The following is a 12,866-nucleotide window of genomic DNA, read 5'->3' on the forward strand; positions in this document are numbered from 1 at the left end:
GCGATGCATTGTCCCTTCTGCCAGCACCAGGACACCCGCGTGATCGACTCGCGCGTGAGCGACGATGGCGCCACGATCCGGCGCCGGCGCGAGTGCGAAGCCTGCGGCGAACGGTTTTCGACGCTGGAAACCGTGGAGCTCAAGCTGCCGGCGATCATCAAGTCCGACGGCCGGCGCGAGCACTTCGATGCGCGCAAGCTGCGCCATGGCTTCGACCGGGCGCTGCACAAGCGGCCGGTGTCGGAGGAGCAGATCGAATCGGCGGTGCGCTCGGTCGTGCATCAGCTGCGCATGACCACCGAGCGCGAGCTGCCTTCGCGCCGGGTCGGCGAATTCGTGATGGCCGAACTGCGCAAGCTCGATCATGTCGCGTTCGTGCGATTCGCTTCGGTGTACCGCGCGTTCGAGGACGTGGCCGACTTCCGCGAGGAGCTCGACCGACTCGAACGCGACCTGCCCGGCGAAGGCCAGCTGCCACTGCTTGGCGCCGATGTGGTGCCCTTCGACAAGCATGCCGAGAAGGGCAAGAAGCGTTGATCCTCGCGTCGAGCGCGGCGCATTGCGCCGGACCGCTTGCTCGCGCTAACGCCATCTTCGCCGCGGAAGGGCAGCATTCATAGCTCAGCCATAACCGGAGCGCGTGTGCCGAACGCCCAGCCCCCAATCCCTGAACCGGGTTTCACCGCCACTGATCACACACTGATGGCCCACGCCCTGCGTCTGGCCGAGCGCGGCGCGTTCACCACCAAGCCCAACCCGATGGTCGGCTGCGTGATCGCGCATGGCGACGAGGTCGTCGGCGAAGGCTGGCATCAGCGCAAGGGCGGGCCGCACGCGGAGGTGCTCGCGCTGCAGCTGGCCGGCTCGCGGGCGCGTGGTGCGACCGCGTACGTGACGCTCGAACCATGCGCCCACACCGGCAACACCGGGCCGTGCGCGGATGCGCTGGTCGCGGCCGGTGTGTCGCGCGTGGTCGCGGCGATGCGCGATCCGTTCCCGCAGGTGGACGGCGCGGGATTCGAGAAGCTGCAGACAGCCGGGATCGTGGTGCAGACCGGGCTGATGGAAGCGCAGGCCCGCGTGCTCAATCGCGGCTTCCTGTCGCGGATCGAGCAGGGACGTCCGTGGCTGCGGGTGAAGCTGGCGACCAGCATCGACGGACGCAGTGCACTGGCGTCGGGCGAATCGAAATGGATCAGCGGCGAGGCCGCGCGCGCGGACGTGCACCGCTGGCGCGCGCGCAGCGGCGCGATCCTGACCGGCTCGGGTACGGTGCTGGCGGACGATCCGCAGCTGACCGTGCGCTTCGACGACGACACCCCGTTCGTCGCGCCGGTCCGCGTGGTGCTGGACCCGGGGCTGGCCACGGTCGCCCGCGGCCGGGTACGCGAGGGCGACGCGCCGACCCTCTATCTGCATTCGGCCAACGCCAAGCCGCCGGCGGGCCTGCTCGCCGAGCATGCCGCCGTGCCCGAGCGCGGGGGACAGCTGGATCTGTCGGCCGTGCTCGGCCTGCTGGCAGGGCGCGGCATCAACGAGGTGCAGGTCGAGGCGGGGGCGACCCTGGCCGGCGCGCTGCTCGCGGCTGGTCTGGTCGACGAACTGCTGCTGTACGTGGCGCCGGTGCTGCTCGGCGACCGCGCGCGCCCGCTGTTCGACGGGCTCAGCATCGACCAGATGACCCAACGGCTGCACCTCGAGATCGTCGACACGCGCCGCATCGGCCACGACTTGCGCGTGCTGCTGCGGCCGCGGCCGGTGGCGACTTGAGTTTCAAGGACCATTTCTCCGCCGTCTCCGGCGACTACGCCCAGGCGCGGCCGGAGTATCCGCGGGCGCTGTTCGACTGGATCGCGTCGGTGGCGCCCGGGCGCACACTCGCCTGGGAAGCCGGTTGCGGCAGCGGCCAGGCCAGCCGCGACCTGGCTGCGCGTTTCGCCCAGGTCTTCGCCACCGACCCCAGCGATGCCCAGATCGCGCAGGCGCGCGCGCCGGCCAACGTACGTTTTGCGGTGGAGCCGGCCGAGCGCTGCAGCCTGGCCGATGCCAGCGCGGACGTGGCCTGCGTGGCGCAGGCCCTGCACTGGTTCGATCGCAGTGCGTTCTTCGCCGAATGCGGGCGCGTGCTGCGGCCGGGCGGCGCGCTGGTCGTCTGGGGCTACCAGGACATCGAAGTGCCGGCGCCGTTGCAGCCGGTGAACGACGCGTTTCAGGCGCTGATCCGTAGCGATTGGCCGTCAGAGCGCGCAGACGTCGACGCCGCCTATGCCGGCTATGCCTGGCCGTTCGAGCCGCTCGCCGCGCCGCCGTTCGAGCTGCAGGCGGAATGGACGCTGCCGCGGCTGCTGGCCTACTTCTCCAGCTATTCGGCCAGCAAGCGCCATCGCGAGCGCACCGGGATCGATCCGCTGACCGTGCATGCCTCCGAATGGCGTCGCGCCTGGGGTGACCCCGAGGCGACGCGGATCGTGCGCTGGCCGCTGTTCGTGCACGCGCGCCGCAAACCGTCGGCCTGAGGATCGGCCCCGCAAGCTTGGTAGAATCGCGCCACAGAACGTCTTCAGGGCGGGGTGCGATTCCCCACCGGCGGTAGGTGCGATGGCAATCCAGTTGCCCGCGCGAGCCCGCGAGCGCTGACGGGCAGCGGTCTTTCGCCCGTCAGGTCAGCAGACCCGGTCCAATGCCGGGGCCGACGGTCGGAAGCGGCAGCTTCCGGAAAGTCCGGATGAAAGAAGGCGTCGATGCGCGGCCGCATGGCTGCGTTGTCGTGCCGTGCCCTGTGGACGTTTCCCCTTTACGGAACGGGAAACGCGACATGTTCACCGGTTTGATCGAAGGCGTCGGCCGTCTGGCCGCACGCGAACCCATGGGGGGCGACGTGCGCCTGCGCGTTGAGGTCGGCAGCCTGCCGTTCGAGCAGGTGCAGCCGGGCGAAAGCATCGCCATCAATGGCGCCTGCATGACGGTGGTCGAGTTCGATGCGGCTTCCTTCGGCGTCGACGCGTCCAGCGAAACCCTGTCCCTGACGACCCTTGGCACCCTGCCGCTGGGCGCGGCCGTGAACCTGGAACGCGCGATGCGGCCCAGCGACCGGCTCGGCGGCCACCTGGTCAGCGGCCACGTCGACGGCCTGGGCCGGGTGCAGCGGATCGCCGACGACGGCCGCGCCCAGCGCTGGCGCTTCACCGCGCCCGCGTCGCTGCTCAGGTACATCGCGCGCAAGGGCTCGATCTGCGTTGACGGGGTCAGCCTGACCGTCAACGCCGTGGACGGCGAGGGTTTCGAGGTGGCGCTGATTCCGCACACCATTTCGCATACCGCGTTCGCCACCACCGCTTTGGGCGATGCAGTGAACCTGGAAGTGGACCTGGTGGCCCGTTACGTCGAGCGGCTGCTGTCCGCGGAGGTACGCGCATGAGCTTTTCCACCGTTCCGGAACTGCTGGAAGAGCTGCGCCAGGGTCGCATGGTCGTGATCGTGGACGACGAGGATCGCGAGAACGAAGGCGACCTGATCATGGCGGCCGAGCTGGTCAGGCCGTCGGACATCAATTTCATGGTCACCCACGCGCGCGGGCTGGTGTGCCTGTCGCTCACGCGCGAGCGCTGCCGCCAGCTCGGCCTGCCGCCCATGGTCCGCGACAACACCTCGTCGCACGGCACCAATTTCACGGTCAGCATCGAAGCTGCCGAGGGCGTCACCACCGGCATCAGCGCCTACGATCGCGCGCACACCATCCGTACGGCGGTCCGGCCCGATGCGAAACCGGCCGACCTGTCGCAGCCGGGCCACATCTTTCCGCTGCAGGCGCAGCCGGGCGGGGTGCTGAGCCGCGCCGGGCACACCGAAGCCGCCAGCGACCTGGCGCTGCTGGCCGGGCTGGAGCCGGCAGGCGTCCTGGTCGAGATCCTCAATCCGGACGGCAGCATGGCCCGCCGCCCGGAGCTGGAAGCCTTCGCCCACGAGCGCCATCTGCTGATGGGATCGATCGAGGACCTGATCCGGTATCGCCTGCATACCGAGCACACGATCGAGCGCATCGACGTGCGCGACATCGACACCGCGCACGGCCCGTTCCGCCTGCATACGTATCGCGACCGCATCGGCCACGGACTGCATTTCGCCCTGCTGCGCGGGCAGGCCGATGCCGCGACGCCCACCCTGGTGCGCGTGCAGCCGGTCAATCCGCTGGCCGATGCGCTGCGCTGGAGGCGCGCGGATTTCGGCCCCGATGCGGGCGATGTGCTGGCCCGGATCGCCGCCGAGGGCACGGGCGCCCTGGTCCTGCTGGCCGACGCATCCGGTCCTGAAGCCGTGCTTGCGCGTATCCGCGAGCAGTCCGAGCCGCGTTCGCGCCACGGCGCATTGCAGGAATGGCGGATGACCGGAACCGGCTCGCAGATCCTGGCCGACCTGGGCCTGGGCCGGCTGCGCGTGCTGGGAACCCCCAGGCGCCAGGTCGGCCTGGCCGGATTCGGTCTCGAGGTGGTGGAACACGTCGAACTGTAGCGCGGGTCTTGACCCGCCATCGGTGACTGGGTGAAGCCGCGGTTCGAGACCTGCGGTCCGCGCCCTCGAACGGCGGATCGAGCCCGCTCCCGGATCGAGCCCGGGGCAGGCTCTACAATGACAATCCTTTCAACGACCCCGATCTCATGCCCCATTACGAAGGCGATCTGCGCGTCACCGAAGGTGCGCGCTTCGCGATCATCGCCAGCCGCTGGAACCCGCGCATCAGCGATGCGCTGGTGGCCGGCGCACGTAAGGCCTTCGCCGACCACGGTGTCGCCGAGGGCGTGGTCGACGTGGTGCGCGTTCCCGGTGCATGGGAGATTCCGCTGGCCGCCGCGCGCGTGGCCAGGGCCGGCGGGCACGCGGCGATCGTGGCGCTGGGCTGCGTGGTCCGCGGCGACACCCGTCACTTCGAGCAGGTGGCCGACGGCTGCTCCGACGGGCTGATGCGCGTCTCGCTGGACTATCGTGTTCCGGTGGCGAACGGGGTGCTGGCGGTGGATGCCTTCGTCGACGCCGAAAAGCGCGCCGGCGGCAGCCATGGCAACAAGGGCGAAGAGGCCGCGCTGGTCGCGATCGAGATGGCGCACCTGCTGGAGCAACTGCCGTGAGCCGCCCCCGCCGCAGCGACGGCATCGATCCGGTCAAGCGTTCCCGTGCGCGCCGGCGCGCGCTGCAGGCGGTGTACGCCATGCAGCTGTCGGGGGCGGACGTGCGCGACATTGTCGGCCAGTTCGCGCACGAGCAGATCCACGAGGAAGCCGATCTGGAATATTTCGAGGATCTGGTTCGAGGCGTGGCCGCGCATCGCGCGGAACTCGACCGTTCGCTGCAGCCTTACCTGGATCGCGGCATCGAGGAAGTCGATGCGATCGAACGGGCGATGCTGCGGATCTCCGCCTACGAACTCCAACACCGCATCGACGTGCCTTACCGGGTGATCATCGACGAGGCACTGCGCACCACCAAGCGCTTCGGCTCCGAACACGGCCATACCTATGTCAACGGCGTGCTGGACAAGGCCGCGGCGGACTGGCGCGCGGTCGAAATGCAGGGCACGCGCAGCTGACGACGACTGCGCCTTGCTGTCCGGCGTCGAAGGCATCGACGCCTGGCGTTCCATTGCGCGCTGCGGCGCGTTGGAGGTCATCGTGACCGGATCCGGCCGCGGCGCGGAATTTGAGCTGATCGAACGCATCCGTGTGCGGGTATCCACACGCGCCGACGTGCTGCTCGGCATCGGCGACGATGCCGCATTGCTGCGCGTCCTCGAGGGTCACGACCTCGCGGTGGCCACCGACACGCTCAACGCCGGCGTGCATTTCCCGCACGACACCATCCCGTCCGCCATCGGCTGGAAGGCGCTGGCGGTGAACCTGTCCGACCTGGCCGCGATGGGCGCGCGCCCGGCCTGGTGCACGCTGTCGCTGTCGTTGCCGCATGCGGACGAGGCCTGGCTCGACGGCTTCGTCGATGGTTTCCTGCAGCTCGCGGCGCAGCACGGGGTGGCCCTGGTCGGCGGCGACACCACCCGCGGTCCGCTGTCGGTATGCGTGACCGCGCATGGCCTGGTGCAACACGGCGGCGGCCTGCGGCGCGACGCCGCGCGCGAAGGCGACGACATCTGGGTCACCGGCACGCTGGGCGATGCAGCAGCAGCACTGGCCCAGCTGCAGGCCGGCGGCGTTGCCGACCCGGCGCTGCGCGCGCGCCTGGACCTGCCCGAACCGCGCGTGGCCTTCGGCGTAGCGCTGGCGCCGCTCGCGCACGCCTGCATCGACGTCTCCGACGGCCTGCTCCAGGACCTGGGCCATGTGTGTCGCGCCAGCGGCGTCGGCGCCGAAGTCGATGTCGACCGCCTGCCCGCATCGCCCGCCCTGGCGGCGCGCAGCAGCGGCGATACCCTGCGCGGCGAACAGGCCTGCGGCGGCGACGACTACGAGCTGTGCTTCACCGCTCCGCCCGATGCGGCCGGGGCCATTGCCGCCGCGGCGAAAGCGACTGGGACTGCAGCGACCCGGATCGGACGGATCGTCGACACGCCGGGCGTCGCCGCCGTCCGCGCGGACGGCGGCACGTGGACGCCGCCACGCAGCGGCTACGCCCACTTCGCCTGATCGATCCACGCTGGCCGAATCGCGCGTAGGTTGCCGTTGCTGCTGGGAGCGGCATCCGCGCCGTGCGCGGGGGCCCGATGCTCGCCGAACCGAAATCCGCGTTGCTGTCGACGGCGCTCGTGGTCGGAGTCACCGGCCATCGCAGCCTGCGCCCTTCCGACATTCCGATCCTCGAACATCAGGTCCGCGATGTGTTGCGCGACTTGCAAAAGCGTTATCCGCGACTGCCGCTGGTGGTGGTCTCGCCGCTGGCGGCGGGCAGCGATCAGCTGGTGGCGCGGATCGCCCTGGAGATGCGGATCCGGGTGATCGCGCCGCTGCCGATGCCGGTGGCGCTGTATCGCGACGACTTTCCTTCCGAGGATGCTCGCGCCGAGTTCGAGCGCCAGTGCGACCAAGTGGAGGCGCACGTGCTGCCGCTCAGCCGCGGCAACAGCGTCGCCAGCATCTCGACCCCAGGATCGGCACGCGACAAGCAATACGCGGACGCCGGCACGTTCACCTCGAACCACTGCCACTTCCTGCTGGCGCTGTGGGACGGCGAACCCTCCGAGCAACTGGGGGGCACCGCGCAGATCGTGCGCTTCCACCTGCATGGGGACGTGCCTGGCCAGATCGAGCGCAGGCACGAGGGCTCCAGCCTGCTTGGGCTGGTGGACGATACCCTGGTGTGCCACATCCGCGCGCCGCGGGCGGGAAGCCACAACGCACCAGGCGCTGTTCCGACCTGGCTGACCAGCGTCGCCGATCCGGGCAGTCCCCACCTGCCGGAATCGTTCGACGACGCATGGCGCAAGCAGTCTGAATTCAACGCCGATATCGCTCGCCATCTTGCCGATGCCGCAACTTCGACGGGCGCGTCGCGGCCCGTCGGTCTTGGTGGTATATGGCCGCTGTTCGAGGCTGCGGACGGGCTTGCACGGCTGTACCAGCGGCGGGTCAACCGGGTCTTGCGGGCGACCTATCTGCTTGCGGGCCTGATGGGCGCCGCATTCTTCTCCTACACCCACGTCGCCAGCGAGGATCTGGTGATTTACGGATTCCTCGCCGTATTCCTCACCGGCATGGCGGTCACTTGGGTGGCCCGCCGCGGCGACTGGCAGCGCAAGTACCTCGATTACCGCGCGCTCGCGGAAGGCCTGCGGGTGCAAGCGTACTGGCAGTGGGCGGGGTTGACGGACGGGCCCGGCGCGACATTCGCGCATGACAACTTCCTGCAGAAGCAAGACGCCGGTTTGGAATGGATCCGCAATGTGATGCGCGGAGCCGGACTGGAGGCCGCACTGGGGTCCGCGCCGGAGCCCGAGTCGCGGATCGATGTCGTGATCGCGGATTGGATCGGGGCACCGGGGAAGGCGGGGCAGCTCCACTACTACGTCAGGGCGATAGAGCGTCGTGCGCGCCTGCACCATCGGGCCGAATTGTTCGGCCTGTGCTGCATTGTTTTAGGCGTCGGCGTCGGCGTTCTGCTTGCGCTGTTCGCACGATGGTTCGATGGCGAGCTCAAGCACAACCTGGTGGCGGTGATGGGCATCCTCTCGGTCGCCGCTGCGGTCCACGAAGCCTACATGCACAAGAAGGCCGACAAGGAGCTGATCAAGCAGTACGCGTTCATGCAGCGGATCTTCTCGGCAGCCCGGCGTCGCGTCGATGAAAGTCGCAACGTGCAGGAGAAGCGGCGGGTGCTGCGCGCGCTGGGCGAGGCGGCGCTGAGCGAGCATGCCGCGTGGACCCTGATGCACCGTGAGCGGCCGGTGCAACACTCCCGGATCTGAGTCGCCGACCGGCGTCGACCGTTCGTCGGAAGTACTGCCGTTGGCGCCGCGGCGCTGTCCCATTGCCCGGCATGCCCCCGTTACCCGTGCATACGCTCCCCCGGCGTGCCCATGCAATTCCGCGCCTTCATCAGCTACAGCCACGCCGACGCGGCCACGGCCGGTTGGCTGTTGCGCCGGCTTGAAACCTATCGGGTGCCTTCGCGACTGGTCGGAACGCCCTCGGCTCCTGCGCCCATCGAACGGCGCCTGGGAAAGTTCTTCCTCGACCGCGACGAGCTGCCGAGCTCGGGCGACCTGGGCGCGACCATCCACGCGGCGCTGGCCGATGCGCAAGCGCTGATCGTGGTCTGTTCACCGGCGGCCGCCGCGTCGCGCTGGGTGAATGCCGAAATCGAGGCGTTTCGCGCCTCAGGCCGCAGCGATCGGATCTACAGTTTCGTCGTGGCGGGTGACCCCGGCAGCCGTGATGCCGCGCTTTCATGTTTCCCACCGGCCCTGCTCACCGATGCCGCGGGCGCGGTGCGCGAACCACTGGCAGCCGATGCGCGCGCAGAAGGCGACGGACGCGAACGCGCGTTCCTGAAACTGGTTGCCGGGCTGCTCGGCATTGGCTATGACGCGCTGGCGCGGCGCGAGTCGCAGCGGCGCAATCGCAAGCTGGCGATCGTCGCGGCGGCATCGCTGGCGGGCATGGCGGTCACCTCGGGCCTGGCGGCATCGGCCTATCTCGCGCGCAACGATGCCCAGCGCCGGCAGGCGCAGGCCGAAGACATCCTGGGTTTCATGCTTGGCGACCTGCGCAAGAAGCTGACCACGGTCGGCCGCCTGGACCTGATGCGCGCCGTGGACGACAAGGCCACCGGCTATTTCGCCACGCTCGACCCGCGCGACATGAGCGACCGGGCACTGGAGGAGCAGGCGCGCTCGCTGACCGGGATCGGCCAGGTACGGCTGGACGAAGGCAACCACGACGCCGCCATGTCCGCGTTCCGCGAAGCGCATGCACGCAGCACCGCGTTGTACCAGCGCGCTCCGGAGAACGGACAGCGCCTGTTCGATCTGGCGCAGGCCGAGTACTGGATCGGCTTCGTGGCCCTGCAACAGGGCAGGCACGACGAAACCGGCGTGTGGTTCCGCAAGTATCGCGACAGCGCGATCAAGTTGGCGGCGATGGATCCGAACAATTTCGATTGGCAAAAAGAGATGGCCTATGGGCATCACAACCTGGCCGTACTCGATGAAAGCCGCGGGCGCTACGCCGAGGCCGAACGCGCGATGCGCAGGAAAATGGTGCTTCACCGAACCTGGTTACGGCAACGCCCACAGGATCTCCAGCTGCGGTTTGAGGCCGCTGATACCGCTTCTTGGCTTGGCAGCCTCGCATTGCGGCAAGGGCGATTGGCCGATGCCGAAAAGTTTTTCGTAGAAGCCGATCGGGACATTGCCCGTAACCAGGCCTCCGAGCCGGAGAACGCCACTTGGAAGGAATATCGGATCGACTCCTCGACCTTGCTCGCGGAGGCGCAGGCGCTTCGCGGGCGTCTGCTCGAAGCACGCACAAGCATAGAGGCTGCGCTTCCGCTCGCGATTGCGTTGGTGCGCCACGATCCGCGCAACGCCGAATGGCAGGTGGGCTTGGGGGTGTGCCGCTGGTGGCAAGCGGTGTTATCTGCCAGTCCCTCCACGAACGACGATCAGTTGCGGATGGCCGAAGCGATCTTCGCGACCGCGCTCGCCGCCGAGCCCAAGAGCGATCGTGCGCTGCGTTGGCTCGGCAAGGCCCGCAACCTGCAGGCGCAAGCGGCGCTGGCGCGCGGCGACGTTGAGGCGGGCCGCGATCGGCTGGCGCAAGCGCATGCGGTGCTCACTCCCGCATGGCAGGTTCGTCAGACCGAGCCACTGCGTATCGTCCTGGCCCATACCCTGATATTGGACGGGGAAGCGGCGCAGCTTGCGGGCAACAACGCGACTGCGCGAGCAGCCTGGACCGATGCCGAGCGACTGCTGCGGGCCAATGCCGATGGCCCAATACCGTTTGAGCGCCTGAACACGCTGATCCGCGCGATGTATTTCCTCGGCCGCACCACCGAGGCCGCGAGGCACCGGCAACGCCTCGACACCGCCGGCTATGTCCCGCTGCAGCCTTTTCCAACGGTCACCCGGGTCGCCACGCAATGAACGGCCTCACCGCACTTTGAATCGCCGGGCCGTTGGCCCGTGTCCCGGCCGCAAGGCCATTCCCCAGCAGGAGACGACCATGCCCAGCACGCCCAACATCAACCTCGACATCCGCATCGGCGGTTCCAGCGATCCCGGCTGGCACAACGTCCTGGCGTCCGACAACCAAACCACCTACGGCTATTGCTACACCGGTGGCGACGACAGCGCCGGTGGCCTGATCCAGACGGTCAACCAAGGCCGGGATACCGCACCGATCCAGCTGATCGCCGACCCGCGTTACCAGATCAGCGGCCACACGTTCAAAGACGACCCCCAGAACCAGCTCAGCTGGAGCGGCAATGGCAATCGCGCCGGCGCGATCATCGACGCCAACAACGCGGTCGAAAACGCGGAGTACAGCATCCAGGTGACCGATACCGGTAACGGCAACTGCACCATCCCATGCGACCCGCAAGTCACCAACAAGCCGCAATAAGCGTGTACAGACCGGCGCGCTGCTGATCATCGACCCGCCGGCTATCAACAAACAGCCGGCGGAGCGGATGAAGGTGATACTTGTGCGATAGGTGTCACTGTGGGAAGGGCCCGTCTCCCGGCGCTGCGCGTCACTACCGCTCACAGAAGGAGAGGGGATTGTACGCAAGGACCAGGAGAGGGCCTGACACCTGCTGGCAGGTGACGCATGCGACATGCGTCTAGCTCAGAGATCGTCAGCCCGGAACGCGTCGCGGATCCAGTGCAGCCGCGGCGCGTCGGGATCGCCATCGGCCTCGACCACGTCGAAACGGCAGGGGGTGTTGGCGTAGCGCGGATGGCCGAGCAGGAACTGCTGCGCGGCGCGCACCAGCTTGCGCCGCTTGTTCGCGTCCACCGACATGGCGCCGCCGCCGAATCCGGAATGGCGGCGGTAACGCACTTCCACGAACACCAGGGTGTCCCGATCGAACATCACCAGATCGAGTTCGCCCAGGCGGAAGTTCGCGTTCGCCGCGATCTCGCGCAAACCTGCGCGCAGCAGGTGCGCGCGGGCGGCGGCTTCGACCTGTGCGCCGCGCAGGCGGCGTTCGCTCAACCGCCGGCGCCCGTCAGTGGAATCACGGCCCCGTTGCTGAAGGTGGACCAGGCCGGGGCGCGCACGACGTTGCCGTCCGCGCCGATCCGCAGCACGCCGGTGGCGCCCTCCACGCGCGCCTCGTCGCTCAACGCGAGGTGTTCGAGATAGGCGGTCAGCAGCCACGCGTCGTAGCCGAATGCGAACAGCCTGGCGGCGGATCCGCGTGCGGTGGGCAGGGAGGCGCCGGTCACCGTGGCGCTGGGCAGGCCGCGCGTGCCGGTGACGCTCCAGGCATCGGTGGGGAAGGCGATACCGTCGAGCGCGCGGTCGTCTTCAGGCTTGCCGCTGCCGGACACCAGCTGCGAAGTCGCCACCCGCGGCTTGGCGGTCAACCCCGCCGCGGCAAGCTGCGGCGCGATCGCCCGGGCCTGCGCGCGACGCAGCGCCAGGAACACCGCATCCACGCCGCCCGCGGCCTGGGCAGCGGCCTGCAACGCCGGGGTCATGTCGGCCGGCTTGTCGCCATACACCGGCAAGGTCTGCAGCACCGTGCCTTCCTTTTCCTGCAGGCGCTTGCCGAAGGCGGCCACGCTGCGGCGGGCGTAGTCGCCGTCGCCGGCGAGGACCAGCACGCGTTTGGCGTTGCGTGCGACCAGATAGTCGGCGGCGCCGATGCCATCGTCTTCCGGCGCCAGCGAAAAGCTTGCGCTGTTGGGCGGGGGATTGGAGGGGCCACGATTGAGCGCGATCACCGGCGCGCTGGCCTGCACGCCGCGGTACACCGCATCGATCTCTTCGCGTCCCAGCGGCCCCAGCACCTGATCCGCGCCCTCGGCGACCGCACGGGCGTAGGCGGCACCCGCGCCCGCGGCCGTGCCGCTGGTGTCGTAGAACACGAGCTCCGGGCGGCGCCGATGTTCACCGTAGTAACCCGCCAGCAGCCCGTCGCGCACCGGTGCGGCGGCCGTGGCCAGGCCGCCCGACAGCGGCAGCAGCACCGCGAGTTTGATCGGCGGACGATAGCCGTCGCTTTCGGCAGGAGGGCGGGCACCCGCATCGAACTGCCAGCGTGCCGCACGCTGCTGACCCTCGGCCGGCGTGTCCTCGACCGGCCCCGTCGGCTGGCTCACGCGGACCGTGGCGCAACCGCTCACCAGCGCCAGCAACAGCGCGAGCGGAAGCAGCCGCGTCGGGAGCGTCGAACGATTCAATCTGCGCATGGCA

General features: G+C 69.1%; 13 protein-coding genes and 1 riboswitch. Of the genes, 11 read left to right on the top strand and 2 right to left on the bottom strand.

The window, feature by feature from the left end:
* Positions 1-3 precede the first annotated feature (3 nt).
* The 11 genes from nrdR to MC375_RS08075 all read left to right on the top strand — a co-directional run bounded on the left by nrdR (position 4) and on the right by MC375_RS08075 (position 11,063).
* Entirely contained in the window at positions 4-537 is a 534-nt protein-coding gene (gene nrdR / locus MC375_RS08025; protein WP_242102756.1) for a transcriptional regulator NrdR, read from the top strand.
* Between the two features lie 126 nt (positions 538-663).
* A complete protein-coding gene (gene ribD / locus MC375_RS08030; RefSeq protein WP_343223599.1) occupies positions 664-1,770 on the top strand; it encodes a bifunctional diaminohydroxyphosphoribosylaminopyrimidine deaminase/5-amino-6-(5-phosphoribosylamino)uracil reductase RibD in 1,107 nt (368 codons plus the stop codon).
* Positions 1,767-2,516, top strand: coding sequence for a class I SAM-dependent methyltransferase (locus MC375_RS08035; RefSeq protein WP_242102758.1), 750 nt, complete (start codon positions 1,767-1,769; stop codon positions 2,514-2,516). The genes ribD and MC375_RS08035 overlap by 4 nt, the downstream gene beginning before the upstream one ends.
* Before the next feature lie 36 nt (positions 2,517-2,552).
* A riboswitch (FMN riboswitch) is annotated at positions 2,553-2,741 on the top strand.
* A gap of 74 nt (positions 2,742-2,815) precedes the next feature.
* Positions 2,816-3,418, top strand: coding sequence for a riboflavin synthase (locus MC375_RS08040; protein WP_242102759.1), 603 nt, complete (start codon positions 2,816-2,818; stop codon positions 3,416-3,418).
* Positions 3,415-4,509 (top strand): 3,4-dihydroxy-2-butanone-4-phosphate synthase, encoded by a 1,095-nt coding sequence (gene ribB / locus MC375_RS08045; RefSeq protein ID WP_242102760.1) that lies wholly within the window; start codon positions 3,415-3,417, stop codon positions 4,507-4,509. Before MC375_RS08040 ends, ribB begins: the two co-directional genes overlap by 4 nt.
* Positions 4,510-4,655: 146 nt before the next feature.
* Positions 4,656-5,123: a 6,7-dimethyl-8-ribityllumazine synthase gene (gene ribH / locus MC375_RS08050; RefSeq protein WP_242102761.1), complete on the top strand. Its 468-nt coding sequence runs from the start codon at positions 4,656-4,658 to the stop codon at positions 5,121-5,123.
* The gene (nusB, locus tag MC375_RS08055; RefSeq protein WP_242102762.1) at positions 5,120-5,581 is read left to right on the top strand and encodes a transcription antitermination factor NusB; all 462 of its coding nucleotides are present in this window, start codon (positions 5,120-5,122) and stop codon (positions 5,579-5,581) included. The genes ribH and nusB overlap by 4 nt, the downstream gene beginning before the upstream one ends.
* Positions 5,582-5,663: 82 nt before the next feature.
* Positions 5,664-6,629: a thiamine-phosphate kinase gene (gene thiL, locus MC375_RS08060; protein WP_242102763.1), complete on the top strand. Its 966-nt coding sequence runs from the start codon at positions 5,664-5,666 to the stop codon at positions 6,627-6,629.
* Positions 6,630-6,706: 77 nt separating this feature from the next.
* Positions 6,707-8,404: a hypothetical protein gene (locus tag MC375_RS08065; protein WP_242102764.1), complete on the top strand. Its 1,698-nt coding sequence runs from the start codon at positions 6,707-6,709 to the stop codon at positions 8,402-8,404.
* Between the two features lie 111 nt (positions 8,405-8,515).
* On the top strand, positions 8,516-10,585 hold the full coding sequence (locus tag MC375_RS08070; protein WP_242102765.1) for a toll/interleukin-1 receptor domain-containing protein: 2,070 nt from the start codon (positions 8,516-8,518) through the stop codon (positions 10,583-10,585).
* A 79-nt stretch (positions 10,586-10,664) separates the two neighbouring features.
* Positions 10,665-11,063 carry a hypothetical protein gene (locus MC375_RS08075; protein ID WP_242102766.1) on the top strand — a complete coding sequence of 133 codons (399 nt, stop codon included), beginning with the start codon at positions 10,665-10,667 and terminating at the stop codon, positions 11,061-11,063.
* A 225-nt stretch (positions 11,064-11,288) separates the two neighbouring features.
* Here MC375_RS08075 and MC375_RS08080 read toward each other — a convergent pair whose 3' ends face one another.
* Both MC375_RS08080 and MC375_RS08085 read right to left on the bottom strand, forming a co-directional pair.
* Positions 11,289-11,660, bottom strand: coding sequence for a YraN family protein (locus MC375_RS08080; RefSeq protein WP_242102767.1), 372 nt, complete (start codon positions 11,658-11,660; stop codon positions 11,289-11,291).
* Complete coding sequence (locus tag MC375_RS08085) at positions 11,657-12,862, bottom strand: penicillin-binding protein activator (RefSeq protein WP_242102768.1); 1,206 nt, start codon at positions 12,860-12,862, stop codon at positions 11,657-11,659. Before MC375_RS08085 ends, MC375_RS08080 begins: the two co-directional genes overlap by 4 nt.
* Between the last annotated feature and the right edge of the window lie 4 nt (positions 12,863-12,866).

Source organism: Lysobacter sp. M2-1 (assembly GCF_022662495.1).
GTDB lineage: Bacteria > Pseudomonadota > Gammaproteobacteria > Xanthomonadales > Xanthomonadaceae > JAKPBU01.

Bases quoted from the DNA above. Each gene is read 5' to 3' on its own strand.
- nrdR (WP_242102756.1), top strand. From the start codon at position 4: ATGCATTGTCCCTTCTGCCAGCACCAGGACACCCGCGTGATCGACTCG.
- MC375_RS08040 (WP_242102759.1), top strand. From the start codon at position 2,816: ATGTTCACCGGTTTGATCGAAGGCGTCGGCCGTCTGGCCGCACGCGAA.
- ribB (WP_242102760.1), top strand. From the start codon at position 3,415: ATGAGCTTTTCCACCGTTCCGGAACTGCTGGAAGAGCTGCGCCAGGGT.
- ribH (WP_242102761.1), top strand. From the start codon at position 4,656: ATGCCCCATTACGAAGGCGATCTGCGCGTCACCGAAGGTGCGCGCTTC.
- MC375_RS08065 (WP_242102764.1), top strand. From the start codon at position 6,707: ATGCTCGCCGAACCGAAATCCGCGTTGCTGTCGACGGCGCTCGTGGTC.
- MC375_RS08070 (WP_242102765.1), top strand. From the start codon at position 8,516: ATGCAATTCCGCGCCTTCATCAGCTACAGCCACGCCGACGCGGCCACG.
- MC375_RS08075 (WP_242102766.1), top strand. From the start codon at position 10,665: ATGCCCAGCACGCCCAACATCAACCTCGACATCCGCATCGGCGGTTCC.
- MC375_RS08085 (WP_242102768.1), bottom strand. From the start codon at position 12,862: ATGCGCAGATTGAATCGTTCGACGCTCCCGACGCGGCTGCTTCCGCTC.